Origin of the sequence: Schaalia meyeri (genome assembly GCF_900105015.1) — a bacterium.
In the GTDB taxonomy this organism is placed as follows: domain Bacteria; phylum Actinomycetota; class Actinomycetes; order Actinomycetales; family Actinomycetaceae; genus Pauljensenia; species Pauljensenia meyeri.
The window spans coordinates 186,490-204,933 of sequence record NZ_FNLK01000012.1 but is presented as its reverse complement, the minus strand read 5'-3'; the positions used below and the strand labels follow the sequence as shown (position 1 = coordinate 204,933).

The following is an 18,444-nucleotide window of genomic DNA, read 5'->3' as shown; positions in this document are numbered from 1 at the left end:
GCCGAGGCCTTCGACCCGGTGAGAGGGGCCCGGGGATCATTGAGGATTCTAGGCGACGTCGATGATGACGGGCACGTGGTCGGACGCGCCTTTCCCCTTGCGCTCGTCGCGGTCGATCTGGGCGTTCGTCACCCGCGCCGCCAGCGCTGCCGAACAGTACGCGAAGTCGATACGCATGCCCTGGTTCCTGGGGAAGCGTAGCTTCTGGTAGTCCCAGTAGGTGTAGTTCGTCACGCGGTCCCGGGTGACTTCGATCCAGCCGTCGCGCGCGAAGGCGGCGAATGCCTCGCGTTCGGGTGCGGACACGTGGGTCGAGTCCTCGAAGGCGGCCATGTCCCACACGTCCTCGTCGTTCGGGGCGACGTTCCAGTCTCCGACGAGCGCGATCCGGGCGCCTGGGTCACTCAGCCAGGAGCGTCCCTGCTCGGCGAGCTTGGCGAGCCAGTCCAGCTTGTATGCGTAGTGCGGATGGGTGAGCTCGCGCCCGTTAGGTACGTACAGGCTCCAGACTGTCAGGGACGAGGCCTCTCCCTCCTTCGGTAGGAGCGCGTCGGACGTGTCGATGGTGACGCCGAGCGCGCGTGCCTCGACCGTGGGCGGTGTTCCAAAACCGGGCTGGGTGGGAAAGTGGTCCTGTATGTCGGTGATAGGCAGGCGCGAGGCGACGGCGACCCCGTTCCACTGGCCCTGCCCGTGGATCGCCACGTGGTATCCGGCCTGCTCGAAGGGCGTGGTGGGGAACTGTTCTGGCCTGCACTTGATCTCCTGCATGGCCAGCACGTCCGTGTGTGAGCGCTCGAGGAAGGCTTGGACGCGGTCTATGCGCGTGCGGATGGAGTTGACGTTCCAGGTCGCGATTCTCATGGTGAGAGCCTATCGGGGTGCGGCGAAGGGGTGCGCGGCGAAACTCTGTCGTGAAACATGTGTGAAACACGGAGTTGTGCGAGAGCCAATTCTAAGTGATAATGATTCTCACCTACAACATAGCTAGAAGAGGCACCCGCATGTCATACCTGCGACGCGTTAGCACAGCAGCTGTCGCCCTGTTCCTGGCACTGGCCCCCACGACCGCATGGGCAGGGCCGGATCAGGACAAGGATTGGATCGTCACCCGACAACACGTTGACGCCCCCATTCCCATCTGGCACGACGACACCTCCAGCTTTACCCTCAACACCATCAACATGCCGATGGAGAAAACGGTCCTGTGGCTCCCCAAGGCATGGACCGGAACCAGCGACAGGGACGAGGCGAAGTCGCAGCTCGCCGTACCCGCCGGGCGACCCGACCTGTCCTTCCTCGGTGCCGAAGGAACCGTGCTGAACGCCGCTCCGCAGAACCCCGGTCCCGGCAACACGCCAATCTGGGCGGGCCTGGGCGCCGGTGAAATCGGAAGCACCGACAAGTTCGAAGGCGAAACCTACACGCTGGACCTCGTGAGCGTCGACGGTCCCGGACGCATGGAGATGTTCATCGATAACGGAGACAGCGTTAACCGCTTCCTCTCCAGCCACGACACCGCCTACCGCAGCGTCTACAACCCCCGCCACACCCACCTCTACACCACCTTCACGCAGCCCGGCCGCTACGTCGCCACCTACAAGATGACCGCGCGCAGCGCCGACGGGACCGCGATCTACTCCTCGCCACTCACCCCGCTGGTCTGGCAGGTCGGAGGGGAAAACCCCTCCGAGGGGACCATCAAGGACATCGCCTCCGCCTACGACAACGCGCGCGCCGCCCGGGCCGACAGCGAGGCGGCCACCCCCACCCTGACCCTCGCCCCGCACACGCAGCGCGCCCACCCCGGCGATAACCACCTCACCGACATCACCATCGACACGGGCGTCGCCACCGACAGCGGGCGCGCGTGGGTCACCGTCAACGGCTACTTCCTGACCGAGGTTCCAGTCCAGGGCGGGCGAGCTCAAGTGTCCGAGCTGCTCGGAGCGGACGCCGCCGCCGTCCAGGCGATCTACATTCCGGGGGACTCCTCCTCGGCCCGGTGGATCTCTCAGGCGGCACAGTACTCGCAGAAGAACACGGAGCCCGTCACCGTCGGCGGCGGCGACAGCATCCACGGCCCCTCCAACCCGGATCCCGCCCCCACCTGGAATCCCGACAGGCTGCCCGTCTCCTCGCGCCGCGTCGACGTCTCTTACGACCTGAAGCCCGGCACGAAAGACCAGTACATGGCCACCGTGCGCGCGGCCGACCCGAACCTGCGGGCCACCTACAAGATCGAGTTCCTCGAATCCAAGAACGACTTCAGCCCCTGGTGCTCCATGGAGGGCACCCTCGGAGCGGGGGGAACCGACAGCAAACCCCAGGATCTCGGCGTGTGCCAGGGACAACCCATGTACATGCGCGTCACCCTGCGTCCCCACCCCCTCTCCGACGCGGTCATGACTGTCGCTGAGGCCAGCAACGTCACCGTTGGCGAGCACGTCGGCCTCACGGCCACCCTCAAGATGCGCGCCGGAACGCCCAGCCCGGACGAACCCAACCCCGCTCCCACCCCCACGCCCGATCCCAGCCCCAGCCCCGGTCCCGGAGAAGGGCAAAACCCGGGCCCGTCCTCGCCCCTCCTGAACGATCCCGTTAAGATCGCGAGCGGCCACCTGGACGTGCGCCTCACCCAGGACACCGGCAAGTCGGGCACGACCTACGGGCTGGCCATCAAGGATGACTCCCTGACCGCGGCGCGCACCTCCGTCCTGCGCACCCTGTCCTCCACGACCCTCGGAGTCGGACCCAACGCCCGATTCGTGCGGCCCGCTTCCCTTTCCGACCCCAGCTACGACGTCCTCGGCCCGGTCGGGACAGCGACCTACGTCCTGCCCGAAACACAAAAGAGCGACATCGTCTGGCCCGGCCTGTCCACCGAGGGGATCGACTATGCCGCCCTGGGCGACGGCGCCGATCTCACCCTGCACCTCGCCGAGGCGCCCGAGGGCGCGCGCGCCGCCTTCTTCCAGGGGGGAACCTTCGGCAGCAGCGCAAAGGTCCACTTCGATTCGACCAAGGGCGACGGCATCGTTCGCACGAAGGAAGCCACCCACATGCACGGCAACTGGGTCTTCAGCGCGCCCGGAACCTACCGCATTGAGGTGGGCGCGCGCAGCGGAGACCGTAAGCTCGTTGAACCGCAGAGCTTCACGGTGGTCGTGCGATCGGGCCACGAATCGGATACCCCGTCCCCCGGACCGAGCCCCCAGCCCGAACCCAGCCCATCGCCCGGTCCCGCCCCGACACCCGACCCCAGCCCCGCCCCGACACCCGACCCCGCGCCCAATCCGGCCCCGGGGGCGGACCCAGCGCCCGCGCCGACCCCCACCAATGCCCCGGCTCCGCCTGCGGCTCCGCGCACCGGTCCCGTCGCGCCCCCCGGAAACGCAGGACGCACCAACGCGGGAGGCACCCAGACCTCGAACACGACGAACCGCACGCCCGCCTCCGCCGGTTCCGGCGCGAACTCCTCGCGAACGAATACGTCGACGGGCGCCGCGCCCGCGACCGGCAACTCCTCGGGGGGCACGCCGGTCACCTCCCCCAAGGCGGCACCATCGGCGGGCACAACCCAGGCAAACGGTTCCACGTCCAGCTCACAGAGCGGCGCGATGAGCGGTGAGTCTGCTCAGAGCGGCGCGACCGATTCCCCCATGGACGGCGCGAATGATGCGGCCAACCCTCTGCCCGTCGCCGCGTCAGCCGAGCTGGGGCGCACGCGCGGCTGGAGCCCCTACTGGCTCACGCTCCTCGTCATCCCGGCCGCACTCGCGGGCGGCGGAGCGGGATACCTCATCCGCACCCGATGACACACCTGGCTGGGGCGGGGCGCTACCTAGCGCCCCGCCCCAGCCTCGTGCCACCCGCGATATGCCGGGTTACACTTCCCCCATGGGAACAGCACTCGTCACCGGAGCAACCTCCGGAATAGGTGAAGAATTCTGTTGGCAGCTGGCCGCCGCAGGCCACGACCTGGTTCTCGCAGCGCGCCACGAGGACGCGCTGCGAGCTCTGGCGACCTCGCTGACAAACGTCGCCGGCGTGCGCGCCGAGACGATCGCCGCCGATCTCTCCACGGCTGGGGGCTGCGAGCGCCTGGCCTCCCGCCTCGACGTGGGCGGCCCCGCAGACCGCGACAAGCCGGACCTGGCGCCCGTCGACCTGCTCGTGAACAACGCGGGTTTCGGCCTGGGCACCGAGTTCCTGGACAATACCCTGGACGCCGAACTGGCGGGATTGGACGTCATGGTCCGAGCCATCATGATCCTGTCCCACCACGCAGGCGTCTCGATGCGCTCACGTGGGCGCGGCGCCATTCTCAACGTCGGCTCCGTCGCCTCGCGCACCGGCGCCGGAACATACTCCGCGCACAAGGCTTGGGTCGTGGCCTTCACCGAGGGCCTGGCCGCCGAACTGGCGGGTTCAGGCATTACCGCCACCGTCGTGTGCCCCGGACCCGTCAACACGCCATTCTTCGAGCGGGCCGGCGTCGACATGAGCGCCACGCCCTCCTGGCTCATGGCATCCACCGAGCAGGTCGTCACCGCGGCCCTTCAAGCCGTGCGCGCCGGGCGCATCCAGGTCACCCCCACGGTGCCCTACAAGATCGCCATGGGCGCCATGAAGATCGCTCCGCGCTGGGTGACCGCGCGCGCCATGCGGGCCGTGCCCCACATCTGACCAGCGCCCACCCGATGCGGGGTCGGGTTCGCCGAACCCGACCCAGGCCTCGTGGCGGGAAAAGCTAAGCCAGGCCGATATCGCCTGGATCCAGCGCGTAAAAGTACGGGAAGCCCGCGGCCTCGATGCGTTCCTTCGCGCCGGCAGCACGATCGACGATGACGGCGAGAGCGACGACGTTCGCGCCCGCCTCACACAGCGTAAGCGCGGCCTCCAGCAAAGAGCCGCCGGTCGTAGACGTATCCCCAAGGACCACGACGTTCTTGCCCGCCACATCCGGGCCCTCGATGCGGCCCTGTACGCCGTGACCCGTCGCGGCCTCACCCACGACGAAGGCATCCAGATCCAGGCCCCGCGACGCGGCGGCGTGCAGCATCGCGGTCGCAACCGGATCGGCGCCTTTGGTCAGGCCGCCGACCGCCACGTATTCCTCGCCGACCGCGAAGCCTGATTCCTCCAGGAGATCCAACATGACGTGCCCGATGAGGGGAGCGCCCTCGTGGTGCAGGGTCGAGCGGCGCATATCCACGCAGAAATCGGAGTCGCTGCCAGGGGCCGGGGCGATCTTTCCTGGGGTGACGGAAAGCTCCTTCACCAGCGTGGCCAGGCGCGCCTTGTGGGAATCGTTGGTCATAGGTATTCCTTCCGTGCCGGTGGGTCAGCGCGCCGCATCGACCAGCTCCACGAGCTGACCGATGCCCTCGTGGATGCCAAAGGGGCGGAACGGGTAGTTGCAGATGTCGTCGCGCGCGGTGGAACCGGACAGAACCAGGTGGGTGCGCAGGCCGGCTTCGACGCCGGCTCGCACGTCCGTGTCCATGCGGTCACCGACCATGGCGGCGCTCTCCGAGTGGGCGCCAATCTTGTTCAGGCCGGCCCGGATCATGACGGGGTTTGGCTTGCCCACGAAATAGGGGCGCTGGCCGGTCGCCGCCGTGATCATCGCGGCGATGGCACCGCACGCCGGCAGGGTGCCCTCGTCGGAGGGACCCGACACGTCGGGGTTCGTGGCGATAAACTTCGCGCCGCCCTCAATGAGGCGGATCGCGTGCGTCAGCGCGCGAAAATCGTAGGAACGCACCTCGCCGAGTACCACGTATTCGGGGTCTGTCTCGGTCATGACGTAGCCCGCTGCGTGGATCGCGGTGGTCAGGCCGGCCTCGCCGATGACGTAGGCGGTCGAGCCGGGCGACTGCTGCTGTAGGAAGGCGGCGGTGGCATTCGCGGAGGTCCAGATGTTGTCCTCGGGAATGTCCAGGCCCGAGTTCGCCAGGCGCGCAGACAGGTCACGGTTGGTGAACACCGAATTGTTGGTGAGAACCAGGAAGGGGAAGCTCTTGTCGCGCAGTGCCGCGAGGAACTCGTTCGCGCCGGGCAGCGCGCGATTCTCCTTCACCAGGACGCCGTCCATGTCAGAGAGCCAGGCGGTCACGGGAGGCAGGTCGGTCAGTGCTTTTGGAGCGTGCGTGAGGGCAGTCATGCCCCCATTCTACGGTCCCGCTAGGGTGGGGTCCGTGAGCGAGAACGAAAACGGATGTGACATCGCGCGTGCGACCATTGGGCAAGCTTTAGCGGACGAGGCCGGGGCGGCGTGCGTGCCCCGGGTGGGGGTTGGCCCGTGGCCGGGTGGGCGGGCCGCGTGGCCCAGCGGCGATCGCTACGACCGGGACCTGCTGGAGCGCGGGGATCGGCGCAACGTGGAGGATCGGTACCGGTATTGGTCCATGGACGCGATTCGCGCGGACGTTGCCGCCCGGTCGCTGCCCTTTGAGGTGGCCGTGGAGAATCTCGATCACGACTTCAACATCGGGTCGATCGTTCGTACCGCGAACGCTCTGGGCGCGCGCCGCGTGCACGTGGTGGGGCGCAGGAGGTGGAACCGTCGCGGCGCGATGGTAACGGACCGTTACCTGCCGGTGGATCACCGCGAGGACGCCGGTGAGTTGGCGCGGTACTGCGCGCGGGTCGGGCTGTCGCTCGTGGGGGTGGACAATGTGGAAGATTCCGTCGCGCTGGAGGGGGCGGTCCTGCCCGACGAGGCGTGCCTGGTATTCGGGTCCGAGGCCTTTGGCCTGAGCGAAGACATGCTGGCCGCCTGCGATATCGTCGTCGCGATCACCCAGCGGGGGTCGACGCGCTCGATGAACGTGGGGCACGCCGCTGCGATCGTCATGTGGGCGCACGCGTCACGCCTGGAAGCCACGGGTGAGTCCTGAACGATCGCCTCGTGGCTAAGGCTCCGGCCGAGGCTTGGAGGAGGAGAGAGGACGATACTGATGCCGTTTGCGCGGGACTTCCATCCCCTTCCGGCTCTTGCAAAATGTGAGAGAATACGACACGACACAACTGTCACTCGATTAGGAGGCTCCAAGTGCCTATCGCAACCCCCGAGGTCTACGCAGAGATGCTCAATCGCGCCAGGGACGGCAAGTTCGCCTACCCCGCGATCAATGTGACCTCTTCCCAGACCATCACCGCCGCCCTCCAGGGCTTCGCAGAGGCCGAGTCCGACGGTATCCTCCAGGTGTCCGTCGGCGGCGCCGAGTACGGCTCCGGCTCCACCATCAAGAACCGCGTCACCGGCTCCCTGGCCCTCGCGGCCTACGCGACCGAGGTTGCCAAGAACTACGGCATCACCGTCGCGCTGCACACCGACCACTGCGCGAAGCAGAACATCGACTCCTGGGTCCGCCCCCTCCTCGAGATCGAGGCAGGCCAGGTCGCCGAAGGCAAGCTCCCCACCTTCCAGTCCCACATGTGGGACGGCTCCGCCATCGACCTCGACGAGAACCTCGAGATCGCTAAGGAGCTGCTCGCCCTGTCCGTCAAGGCCCACACCATCCTCGAGATCGAGGTCGGCGCGGTCGGCGGCGAAGAAGACGGCGTCGTCGGCGAGATCAACGAGAAGCTATACACCTCCACCGCGGACGGCATCAAGACCGTCGAGGCCCTGGGCCTGGGTGAGAACGGCCGCTACCTCACGGCCCTGACCTTCGGCAACGTGCACGGCGCCTACAAGCCCGGCCACGTCAAGCTGCGTCCCGAGCTGCTGGGCACCATCCAGGAAGAGGTCGCCGCCCACTACGGCCTGGATCGCCGCCCCTTCGACCTGGTCATGCACGGCGGCTCCGGCTCGACCGCCGAGGAGATCGCGACCGCTGTCGCCAACGGCGTCATCAAGATGAACGTCGACACCGACACCCAGTACGCGTTCACCCGCCCGGTCGTCGACCACATGCTGCGCAACTACGAGGGCGTCCTCAAGATCGACGGCGAGGTCGGCATCAAGAAGCAGTACGACCCGCGCACGTGGGGCAAGGCCGCCGAGGCCGGCATGGCTGCCCGCGTCGTCGAGGCATGCGAGCGCCTGGGGGCCACCGGCACCCAGATGCGCTGAACGTTTCGCTGATTGCCGCCTAGCGGCCTGACGCGCCTGGCCGCCCGCCCCCACCGGGGGGCGGGCGGCCTTGTTGTGTGTCTGTGAAGCGTGCTGTGTGTCTGCAGGGGCGTTGATCCGTTCCCGTGGCTGTCGGCCTGCGTGGGATCAGGTGCCGCGTGCTACTACTGCCGGGGTTGCGCGCCGTTTTTTCGCGACACCGTCAACCCGCAGTGGCTCGACCCCGCTGCTGTTGGTGTTGCTGCCTTTTGCGGCTGGTTCGTGGATAGGAAGTGCGTTGCTGGATAGGTTATGCACTCGTGGATAGGTTATTAACCTATCCAGAAGCTCGTAACCTATCCACGAAGCCGTTTCCTATCCAGATGCGGGACTCACGCGCGCCGCGCGCTCACCCCCATCCACGCAGGCCACACCCCCGTTATCGGGCTGACTGTTCTCAACCCGCTAAGATACGCGCAGCCCTCTACGGCGCACGCTAAGGCGCATACATGCCCGCGAACAGGGCTGCCCACCACGAACACCTCAGCAAGATTTATGCGCGCCAAGTGAGCCAACGCGCCTCGAAACAAACCCGGACTACCAACTCCTGCCCCTCCTCGCCCACCCACCATCCCAACCCCGCACCAGACACCCAACCCACCAAATACACCACCATCGAAAGACGGCGCCCAAGTCTGAGCCGAGAGGCTCCACGGCGACCCCCTGACTGGAGGCCGGACACCGCTGGCGCCCGGCGGGTGGGCTTGTGTCGCTCCTCGGCGAGCACGCCCCGATCTCGCGCCGCGCACGCGAAGAGGCGGGATCCCGAAAGATCCCGCCTCTTCGAGCAGCTTTGTGCGCGCTACCCCTGCGTGGGCCTCGGGTCGGAGGCGTCGCGCACCCCCTCTTCCACAGCGTCGGCGATAGTGGGCGACACCAGCTTCGCGCCCACGAGGGCCGAGAACAGCTGCTGGAGGTTCAAGCCCAGCGAATCGCCCAGGCCCGCGTTGATCTGGCTGATCGATTTCGTAATGTCGCCGACCATGTGCGCGTTGTTGCCCTCGCCGTACATCGTGATCGAATCGACCTTCGACAGAGGCTCGGCAACCGCCCGCGCGACCTCGGGCAGCGCGCGGAAGTACATTTCCAGCACGGCAGCCTGATTCATCTTGGTCATGGCCACGGCCTTCTTTTCAAGACCCTCCGCCTCAGCCGTCAGCTTCGCGCCGATAGCGCTGGCCTCCGCGCGGCCGCGAGCCTCAATGCCCTGAGCCTCGGCGAGCATCGCCTGTTTGTCGGCGTCCGCCTTCTTCGTGCGTTCGAAGGCCTCTGCCTCGGCCTGGCGCTGGCGCGCGTACAGGGCGGCGTCGGCCTTCTTCTCGGCGGCGTAACGGTCGGCGTCGGCCTTCGCATTCACCTCGGCCTGCAGGGCCTGCTTGGTGACGACGACTTCCCGTTCCTTGATGACCGCCTGCTGCTCCTGTTTCACGATGTCCGCCTGGGCGGTCTCGCGCTCGATGTCGCGGCGCTGGATCTGCGACTGAATCTCGTACGCGGCGTCCGCCTTGGCCTTCTCGGTGTCGGCCTCGACCTTCAGGGCGGCCTGGCGTTTCGCCAAATCCGTCTGCTTTTGAGCGATCTCCAGCTGGGACGCGACCTCGGCGTCGTTTGCTTCCTTCTGGGCCACGGCGGTCGCTTGCGCGACTTCCTTTTGCGCGTTCGCCTTCGCGATCGCCGCGGTCTTGCGGATCTGCTCCGTGTTGTCGATACCCAGGTTGTCGATGACTCCGTTTTGGTCGGTCACGTTCTGGATGTTGAAGGCGACGATCTCCAGGCCCATCTCTTCCAGGTCCTGCTTCGCATTCTCCTGGACACGCTCCGAGAACGCGGCGCGGTCCGTGATGATGTCCGTCAGCTTCATCTGGCCGATGATCGCGCGCAGGTGTCCCTCGAGGGTATCGCGCACTTCTTCGGAGATTTCGGCCGTGGTCTTGTACAGGAAGTTGCGGGTTGCTGCGCGGAACAGGGCCAGATCATCCGTCGCGATGCGAACCTTCACGGCCGCGTCGACGCGCACGTTGATGTAGTCGTTCGTGGGGACGAAATCCGTGGTTTGGGCGTCGACGGAGATCATCGAGGCGGTCATGGAGTCCACGCGCTCAAGCAGCGGGACCTTCCAGCCGGTCTTCCCGTGCAGCACCCGCTGGCCGCGAGGTCCCGAGATGACCTTGATTTCGCCCGGAGAGGCGGAGACGAAGCTCGCCCACAGGAAGAGACAAACGAGGATGACAGCGGCGGCGACGCTCGCTGCGATGAACACGACAGACATGGTTATTGCTTTCACTCTGGGATGCGGCGCGCTTGAAAACGGCGTCGCGCAACAGGTTAGGATAGCAGCGTATGACGCATGACTCAAAATTCTTGCGCTTCGTACGCGGGAGTGTGCTTCCAACTGCGCGTTTTCGCTTCTTCCTGTGGGGCTTGAAACGGAGCGAATGCGCGCCGTATGATGAGGAAACTGCGGGACGAGCAGCGGGTGGACGAGGTCCACGACGGGTTCGCGACAGAGAGGCCGGGAAACCATGAAGAAAGCAATGATCGTTGTTGGGTGCACTGTCTGGGTGCTCATTGTGATCGTTGTCGCCGTGGCAATCATGACCACCCTGTCCGATCGGGGAAAGGCCCGTAAGCCCGTTCTTTGTGTGTATCCGCAGGTGGAGCAGCGGCTCACCGTCACCCTCGACCTTGAGGGCACCCTCGACACCGTGTACCCCGCCCCCGACAGCGTCCGCGCCGCCGACGGACGAACCCAGGCCTCGTGGACGCTGGACGCCGCCCCCAACGGCACCCTCACCGGCCTCTCCGGGCGCACGTATCCTTCTTTGTTCTGGGATGGACAGATGGTTGTGCCTGATCCCGAGCAGGGTTTTGTTGTTTCCCGTGATGATGCGGTGCCCTTCTTGGAGGATAAGCTGAGTCAGCTTGGGCTCAATGATCGGGAGGCCGCTGATTTCATTACCTATTGGGCGCCTCGCATGCGGGCGCATGAATACACGTTTGTGTCCTTTGATGCGACCGCCTACACGCAGCGGGTTTCGTATCGATTTGCGGATGAGGCCGACAACGAGATCACTCCCGATTCTTTCATACGTGTGTTTATGACGATTCGTGAGGCCGACGCGACCACTGTTGCCCAGCCGCAGACTTTTGCGGCGCCGCCCGTGCGTACTGGTTTTACTGCAGTAGAGTGGGGTGGCGCCGAGTGGTGAGTTGTATCGGTGTGTTTATGCGGGTGGGCGGGATATCCCACGCGACAGAATGGAACAAAGTGTGGTGTGATGAAGCCATCACGGATAGGAAGGTAGTGACATGGCCCAGAACTGGACCCGCATTGAAGGCATGATCATTGGCCACGACCTGGATCCCAGCGTCGTCGCCACCGAACTCAAAGAACGGGCCATCCTGGCGCAGCTCGAATGGTTCCCCGCCTCGCCGCAGCTGCTCGGCCTGAACATCGCGGTCGCCGAGGAACGCGTCGCCACCGTCCCCGCCGACTCGACCGAGGCGAGGCCCGGCCCCTCGCCCGATAAGCTGGCCGAGGAACTCGCCATCCTCTTCGACGCCGAGGTGCGCATCGGGAACGCCACCGCCGACCACCTGCCGGAGGGGGAATCACCCCTCGGGAAGGTGTGGCCCTCCGACGACGACGCTAAGGTACCAGAGCTAGTAGCACCCACCCGCATCGTCGAGATCGGGCGCACCCCCGCCTCCTCCGTCCCACTCCTGGCCGCCCTGGAGGGCGTCGACCTGGGCGATCTGGAACTGGCCGACGATCACCGGGCGATCCTCGCCGAGCTTCCCGCTGAGAAGGAGGGGTGGAACTTCGGTGATCTGCCGCTCGTGACGCTCTCCGTGTCCGACTCTGAGTTCCAGGTATTCCTGGTGACCGACGACCACCTTGAGCACATCGTGTCGCACAACTGGGGCATGAAGGTCGCTATCGTCCCAGGCGGCCACGACAAGACGTCCGAGCTGCCCGGCGAGGTCATTGACCTGGTCGGTGACCGCCTCGACCTGCTGGCCATTGCGCGCGCCGTCCCCGGTTCTGACCCCGACGCTCTCTGGGCCTGCGTCGCCACCACCGGCGAAGAATCCGTGTGGAAGGTCGTGCGCGCGCTCGGACTGCCCGGATCCGTCGCCGGATTCCTCCTGGGAATCACGGACGCTGAGGACGTCGAAGGGGTCACCGTCCACCTGGCGCGCGGCATTTCCAACGCGATCGGCCGCAGCGTCGACATCATGATGGGACAGCCGCAGTCGGTGGTCAAGCCCCTGTGGAGCTCCTACGAATCCGTCGCTGTCGAACGCCCCTGGATTATCCACGCGGCAGTCGCGGCCGAGGCCATCGTCGGAACGGGCCTGCTCGTCGCCGCCGTTCGTTCCTCATCGCCGCGCTCGGGATGGATGCGTTTCGCGGGCATCGTCGGCGGCCTCATGGTGGTCGACTCCATCGCCGAGCTGTCGCTGGCTAAGCACGTGTCCAAGCGTTTCGCGCGCCGCGCCGGCCAAAACCCCGAGTAACCCTCATCGCGAAGTGGCCGGGGCGCGCTGACAAAGCGTGCCCCGGCCACTGTCTGCTGCCTCAGAGAGCCAACGCCTCGGCGGGGAAGTCCTGCGGTCGGTCCGTGAAGATGCCCGTTACGCCCCACGAGGCGAGCTCGCGTGCCTGCTCCACGTCGTTGACGGTCCACACGTTCACGTCGAAGCCCGCGTCGCGCATGGCACGCACGTCCTCTCGAGTGAGGCCCGCAACGCCCGGGTGGATGGCGCTGGCCCCCAGGGTCGCAGCCCCCTCACGCCATTCGTCAGAGGCGCGCTCAATGAGCCACCCCAGAGGCACCCCGGGGCATGCCGCGTGAAAAGCGGCGAGCAGCTCGTGATCGAAGGAGGAGACGATCAGGCGGGAGGGAACCTTCTGGCCGGCGACCGTGATTGCCAACGACTCGATGAGGCGTTCGCGCAGGCGGGTCCCGCCCCCGCAGGGCTTCACCTCCAGATTCGCGCCCATCTGCTGGGCGTGAGCGAACTCAAGGGCATCCGCGGCCTCGGGGATACGTTCGAAACGATACGTGTCGGAAAACCAGCGGCCGGCGTCCAGGCGGCGAATATCCGAATAGCCCAGCTGATAGTAGGAACCTGACCCCGTCGTGGTCCGGTCCAGCGTGTCGTCGTGGATGACGATCAGGGAACCGTCGCCCGCGATATCCACGTCGAACTCGAACCAGCGGGCACCGACCTCCATGGCCTTCGAGAACGCGGCGATCGTGTTCTCTGGGGCCAGCGAGGACGCGCCCCTGTGGGCGAAGATGCGGGGGAATTGAGACATGGGTGCTCCTAGCGTGCGCGGGGCGGGTTGCGTTACCCCATCACCATAGGTCGGGGTTTGTCTCCGCGCTGAACGTAGAGGTGCGCCCCGGCCCGGGTTCGAGGAGGACCGCCTCGTCGCGTTTCGACGGCAAAACGGTGGCGATGTAGGAGGCCACTACCTCGTCGCGCGGCACGTCGTGGCCCACCTGCTGGGCCATATACCAGCGGTGCTCGAGGAACTCGTGGTAGAGCTGGGCGGGCTCCAACTTGCCCGCCAGCTCCCGGGGAATCGCCCGGACGACGGGCGTGAACTCGTCCGTCATCCACTCGTGGGCCGCTTGTTCCAGGGGCACGTCCTCCCTGCCGGACGTGGCGCGCCACGCGTCGATGTCGGCGAGCAGTCTGCGCGCCTGGTGCTCGCCCACGTCCATGCCGGTCAGGCGCATAAGCTTACGGTTGTGGTGGCCGGCGTCGACCACCTTCGGCTGAATGATCAGATGGCCGCCGGAAGTATCTGAGGACATGCGCAGCTCGGCCACGTCGAAACCCAGGTCGTTGAGTCGGCGAATGCGCTCGTTCACGCGGTATCGGCGCTGCTGGTTCGGGATGGATTCCTCGGCGGTGACCTCCCGCCACAGCAGGTCGTACTGGGTGCGGATGCGGTCGCCCACGTCGATGGGGTCGGCGTCCATGGGGAAGTAGCCGCCCGCCTGCAGATCCATGAGTTCGCCGATGATGTTCGTGCGCGCCAGGTCCACGTCGTAGTCGCGCTGGCCCGGGGTGAGCGTCCCGTGAAGCTCGCCCGTCTCGGCATCAACCAGGTAGGCCGAGAACTCGCCCGCGTCGCGCCGAAACAGTGTGTTCGACAGCGACACGTCGCCCCAGTAGAAGCCCAGGAGGTGGAGGCGTACGAGCAGCAGCGCGAGCGCGTCGATGAGACGCGTCGCCGTGTCCGCGCGCATCGACAGCGAAAAAAGCGCGCGGTAGGGCAGCGAGAACGTCAGATGTTCGGTCACAAGCACCGCATTCAGCTCTTCGCCGTCGGGGCTCTCGCGCCCCGTGATGACGGCCACCGGCAGGACCGAGGGGGCGTCGAGGCGCCTCAGGTCGCGCAGCATGTCGTACTCGTGGTGGGCGACCGTCGGCCCGATCTCCTTAACTGCCAGCACGCGACCCGACAGGTTCACGAAGCGCACGACGTGACGGGAAATGCCGCGCGGCAGGGCGGCGAGCAGGGACGAGGGCCACTCCTCCAGGGGGACTTCCCAGGGGAGGTCCAAGAGAGTGGGGTCGACCGCGGCCGCCGTAATGTCCAAAGCCATGCCATCCATTGTGGCACCCCGAGCGTCGCCTGCCACCGCGGGCGGTGGTGGTGCGGCCAGTCGCGGTCAAGAACACACGTGGATGGAAAGAAACCCCGGCCTCGTCCAGGGGTATGAGAGGACGAGGCCGGGGTCTGTTGAATATCGCGCGTGAGGGCCGAGTCTCACTCGGGCAGGCGCACGCCCGTGGAGGCCGAGAAGTTGTGCTGCTGGCCTTCGCGGATGCGCACGTGGAGGATGCCGCCGCGCGCGGGGGCGGTCCGCGGGGGGACGCGCACGATCAGCTGCTCGCTGGTGCCCTCGGCGCCGGACCCCAGGCCGTGGCCCTTCTCGGCGCCGGCCAGGTGGCCGTAGACGTAGGCGTCGGAGCCCAGCTCCTCAACGAAGTCCACCTCGACGGGGATGGTTCCCTCGGTACCTTCGGGGACGACGTCCAGGCTTTCGGGACGGAAACCGATCTTGATCTTTCCGTCGTCCTCGGTGGTGAGCGCGGCGCGGGTGGCCTCGGACAGGGCGACGTGGGCCGGGCCGAGCTTGGCCCACTCGCCGTCCACCGTGAAGGTGCCCAGGTTCATGGCGGGGGAGCCGATGAAGCCTGCGACGAACTCGTTGGCGGGGCGCTCGTACATTTCCTGCGGCGTGCCGACCTGCTGGAGGAGGCCGCCGGCGAGAACGGCGATGCGGTCGCCCATCGTCAGGGCCTCAGTCTGGTCGTGGGTGACGTACACGGTGGTGACGCCGAGCTCGCGCTGCAGGGAGGCGATCTGCGTGCGCGTCTGCACGCGCAGCTTGGCGTCCAGGTTGGACAGGGGCTCGTCCATGAGGAACACCTGGGGCTTACGGACGATCGCGCGCCCCATGGCGACGCGCTGGCGCTGGCCACCGGACAGTGCCTTGGGCTTGCGGTCCAGGTAGGGTTCCAGGTCGAGGATCTTGGCAGCCTCTTCGACGCGCTTGTTGATCTCTTCCTTGGGCGTGCCGGCGATCTTCAGGGCAAAACCCATGTTCTCGCGCACCGACATGTGCGGGTACAGTGCGTAGTTCTGGAAAACCATTGCGATGTCGCGGTTCTTCGGGGGAACGTCCGTGACGTCCTTGTCGCCGATGAGGATGCGGCCGGAGTTAACGTCCTCCAGGCCGGCGAGCATGCGCAAAGAGGTGGACTTGCCGCAGCCGGAGGGGCCGACCAGGACCAGGAACTCCCCGTCCTTGATCTCGAGGTCGAGTTGGTCGACGGCGGGCTTGTCGGAACCCGGGTAGACGCGGGTTGCCTTGTCGAAGGTGACGGTTGCCATGTGCAATTCCTTCCCACCGGCAGGTACGTGCCGGACGATCCATTGTGGGCGTCCGTGGAGCGTCTTCGCCCACGGAGTCGCGGCCCGGATCGTTCCGAGCGCGCAACCACCGACGAAGTTATCACGCTCGCGTGAATGTGTACAACCCGGTTCGGATGATGGATCGCGGGGCGGCCTCGGCGCCTCTGCTGGCCTGCGTATTTCCCCACGAGGCACGGGTTTGTCGCGCGGATGGACGCAGATGGGGTGGGGGCAGGTAGGCTGAAGCCGTGGAAGAAGGCGAGGAACTGGGCGGCTACCGGCTGATCCGTCGGCTCGGCACGGGCGGCGCGGGCACGGTCTGGTTGGCCGAGGACGGAGGCGGCGCGCGCGTCGCGCTCAAGGCCATGCATCCGGCGCTGGCGGCCTCCGAGGCGTCGCGCGCCCGCTTGGCGCGCGAAACGCGCACCGTGAACTCCGTGCGTTCGCCCTTCGTCGCGCACATTGTTGACGTCGAAACCGAGGCGTCTCAGCCCTTCGTGGTCTCGGAGTACGTCGAGGGGCCCACGCTCGCCGAGATCCTCGTCTCAGGGCCGGTTCCCCTGCGCGGCGTTGCCGCCATGTCCTACCACCTGGCCTCCACGATCGCCGCGGTGCACCACGCTGACATCATCCACCGCGACATCAAGCCCTCCAACATCATCTGTTCTCCCAGAGGGCCCGTCCTCATCGACTTTGGCATCGCGATGGCCACCTCGGACCAGCACCTGACGCGCACCGGCCTGGTCTCTGGAACGGCGGGGTACACGGCGCCCGAACTGCTCCGGGGGCGGGGAGCGACCAAGGAATCCGACTGGTGGGCGTGGTGCGCCACCCTGCTCTCGTGCGCGACCGGACGACCCCCCTTCGGCGCGGGTGACATGTCGGCCACCATGCTGCGCGTCATCGAGGCCGCGCCCGACCTGGCCGGGCTGCACCCCCTGGTCGCCGACGCGCTCGCGGGTGGCCTGGCGTCCAACCCCGACGACCGTCCCTCGCCCTCCCTGGTCGTCGCGGATCTCATGGGCGCCGTCGGATGGGCGCCCGGCGAGCTTGATTACGTGACCGTCAACTGGGCTCAGTTGCTCGACACGGGTGTGCCCACCCAGTTCATCAACTCCGACCCGCAGGAAATCGCCGCTCCGCCCGAATGGGACGATGACGGGCAACGGCCGGTCGCTGACGGCGCGCGTGCGGTTTCCTGCCCGGATCGTGTGCCCCGCGACGCCTCCGAGTTCGCCGCGGAGGGCGACCGTACCGACGTGGTTGATACCGCGGCCATTGCGGACAGCAGCGATGACTGGGACGAGGACACCGAAGAGGTCCCCTGGCATGTCGATCCCACCGCTACGTGGCCGGTCGTGGATGACGCAGAACCCACGGAGGTCATGGCCCCCTACGCGCAGGGAGATGACCCCGGGCAGCAGGCGCCTTATATTCCAGGTCCCGGAGTTTCCCCCGGGTATGGGCAGGTTCCTTACGCTCCGGGCCCCGGAGTTCCCCCCGGGCAGCAGGCGCCTTACGTTCCAGGTCCCGGAGTTCCCCCCGGGTACGGTGGCCAGGCGCCTTTTGCTCCGGGTCCAGGCATGGCCCCCGGGTATGGGCAGGCCTATCCCCAGCAGCCCGCTGTCGCTCCCCTGGCGGGCGGCGGCCCCCAGTGGGCCCCGGCCGGATCCTTTCCCCAGGGAAACGGACAGGGCAGGAATGCCGCGGCCTCGTCGTGGGGGAGGGGGGCCTGGATATCCGGTGCGTCGTTGCTGGCGGCCCTGGCCTCCCTGCCTTTCCTGCTTGGGGCCAGGGGCACTTTGGTCGTCGGCATCGCGTTGACCGCCTTTGGCCTGGTTGGCGCGATGAGCCGGTGGCTTGAGCGGCGTCGGTTCCTGCGCGGTCCCAAGCCCAGCGATGGCGCGGCCGTCCTGGCCATGTCTCCGATCCTGCTCCTGCGGTCGGTCCTGACCACCTCCCTGGCCCTCATCGTCGGCGGCCTCATTCCCTACGGCCTCTGGGCTTTCGCCTCGTACTCCCGCGAGGGGAGGGTGCTGTGGTCGTGGCCCGTCGGCGTCGCCATCGCCGCTTACCCCGAGCGCGACGACTACTGGCTGAGCGATCCCACGGCGGCAATCATCGTCTGGGCGCTCGCGGCGGCCACGATCCTGGCTGCCTGGCTCATGCCCTTCGCTGCCGACCTTCGCGTCGGCATCGCCACCTCGCTGCGTTCGATCGTGCGTCCGCCCTGGGGCCGCGCGCTCCTCGCGGTAGGCTGTGCGGGTTTCCTCGTGGGCGCGTGGCTGATTGCCACGGGTGGCCTGTTGCACTAGGCGAGGTTTCGTCTCGCTCGGTAGTCTTACAATATTCAATTATTTTCGGAAGGTGAGTT

Annotated in this window: 14 protein-coding genes; 7 read left to right on the top strand and 7 right to left on the bottom strand. The window is 66.9% G+C overall.

The features are described from left to right. Window positions 1–48: 48 nt before the first annotated feature. Window positions 49–864: an exodeoxyribonuclease III gene (locus BLT68_RS06350; RefSeq protein WP_074633307.1), complete on the bottom strand. Its 816-nt coding sequence runs from the start codon at window positions 862–864 to the stop codon at window positions 49–51. A 140-nt stretch (window positions 865–1,004) separates the two neighbouring features. Here BLT68_RS06350 and BLT68_RS06345 point away from each other — a divergent pair, with 140 nt between their 5' ends. Together BLT68_RS06345 and BLT68_RS06340 are read left to right on the top strand one after the other, a co-directional pair. After that, window positions 1,005–3,818: a choice-of-anchor M domain-containing protein gene (locus tag BLT68_RS06345; RefSeq protein ID WP_074633305.1), complete on the top strand. Its 2,814-nt coding sequence runs from the start codon at window positions 1,005–1,007 to the stop codon at window positions 3,816–3,818. 82 nt (window positions 3,819–3,900) lie between these two features. Next, a complete protein-coding gene (locus tag BLT68_RS06340) occupies window positions 3,901–4,689 on the top strand; it encodes an SDR family NAD(P)-dependent oxidoreductase (RefSeq protein WP_074633304.1) in 789 nt (262 codons plus the stop codon). A gap of 64 nt (window positions 4,690–4,753) precedes the next feature. Here the strand turns inward: BLT68_RS06340 and BLT68_RS06335 are convergent, their stop codons facing one another. Continuing rightward, a complete protein-coding gene (locus tag BLT68_RS06335) occupies window positions 4,754–5,323 on the bottom strand; it encodes an orotate phosphoribosyltransferase (protein WP_070778473.1) in 570 nt (189 codons plus the stop codon). A 24-nt stretch (window positions 5,324–5,347) separates the two neighbouring features. Next, entirely contained in the window at window positions 5,348–6,169 is an 822-nt protein-coding gene (locus BLT68_RS06330) for an HAD-IIA family hydrolase (RefSeq protein WP_074633302.1), read from the bottom strand. Between BLT68_RS06330 and BLT68_RS06325 the strand changes: the two genes are divergently transcribed. Both BLT68_RS06325 and fbaA read left to right on the top strand, forming a co-directional pair. After that, window positions 6,168–6,905, top strand: coding sequence for a TrmH family RNA methyltransferase (locus BLT68_RS06325; protein ID WP_074633300.1), 738 nt, complete (start codon window positions 6,168–6,170; stop codon window positions 6,903–6,905). The two genes, BLT68_RS06330 and BLT68_RS06325, sit on opposite strands and share 2 nt — an antisense overlap. 155 nt (window positions 6,906–7,060) lie before the next feature. Then, window positions 7,061–8,086 (top strand): class II fructose-bisphosphate aldolase, encoded by a 1,026-nt coding sequence (gene fbaA / locus BLT68_RS06320; protein ID WP_070778470.1) that lies wholly within the window; start codon window positions 7,061–7,063, stop codon window positions 8,084–8,086. Between the two features lie 841 nt (window positions 8,087–8,927). On the opposite strand, the gene BLT68_RS06315 is transcribed toward fbaA, so the two are convergent. Next, the gene (locus BLT68_RS06315; protein WP_074633299.1) at window positions 8,928–10,394 is read right to left on the bottom strand and encodes a flotillin family protein; all 1,467 of its coding nucleotides are present in this window, start codon (window positions 10,392–10,394) and stop codon (window positions 8,928–8,930) included. 253 nt (window positions 10,395–10,647) lie between these two features. Here BLT68_RS06315 and BLT68_RS06310 point away from each other — a divergent pair, with 253 nt between their 5' ends. Together BLT68_RS06310 and BLT68_RS09230 are read left to right on the top strand one after the other, a co-directional pair. Further along, window positions 10,648–11,334, top strand: a complete 687-nt coding sequence (locus tag BLT68_RS06310; RefSeq protein WP_074633297.1) for a hypothetical protein — start codon at window positions 10,648–10,650, stop codon at window positions 11,332–11,334. Window positions 11,335–11,434: 100 nt separating this feature from the next. Further along, the gene (locus tag BLT68_RS09230; protein WP_074633295.1) at window positions 11,435–12,646 is read left to right on the top strand and encodes a hypothetical protein; all 1,212 of its coding nucleotides are present in this window, start codon (window positions 11,435–11,437) and stop codon (window positions 12,644–12,646) included. Window positions 12,647–12,707: 61 nt separating this feature from the next. On the opposite strand, the gene BLT68_RS06300 is transcribed toward BLT68_RS09230, so the two are convergent. The 3 genes from BLT68_RS06300 to BLT68_RS06290 form a co-directional block, all read right to left on the bottom strand. Continuing rightward, entirely contained in the window at window positions 12,708–13,451 is a 744-nt protein-coding gene (locus BLT68_RS06300; RefSeq protein WP_074633294.1) for a glycerophosphoryl diester phosphodiesterase, read from the bottom strand. A gap of 40 nt (window positions 13,452–13,491) precedes the next feature. Further along, complete coding sequence (locus BLT68_RS06295) at window positions 13,492–14,754, bottom strand: DUF4032 domain-containing protein (protein ID WP_050694245.1); 1,263 nt, start codon at window positions 14,752–14,754, stop codon at window positions 13,492–13,494. A gap of 164 nt (window positions 14,755–14,918) precedes the next feature. Beyond that, window positions 14,919–16,049, bottom strand: a complete 1,131-nt coding sequence (locus BLT68_RS06290) for an ABC transporter ATP-binding protein (RefSeq protein WP_050694246.1) — start codon at window positions 16,047–16,049, stop codon at window positions 14,919–14,921. A 269-nt stretch (window positions 16,050–16,318) separates the two neighbouring features. On the opposite strand from BLT68_RS06290, the gene BLT68_RS06285 reads away from it, so the two are divergent. Then, entirely contained in the window at window positions 16,319–18,385 is a 2,067-nt protein-coding gene (locus BLT68_RS06285; protein WP_074633292.1) for a serine/threonine protein kinase, read from the top strand. The last annotated feature ends 59 nt before the right edge of the window (window positions 18,386–18,444 follow it).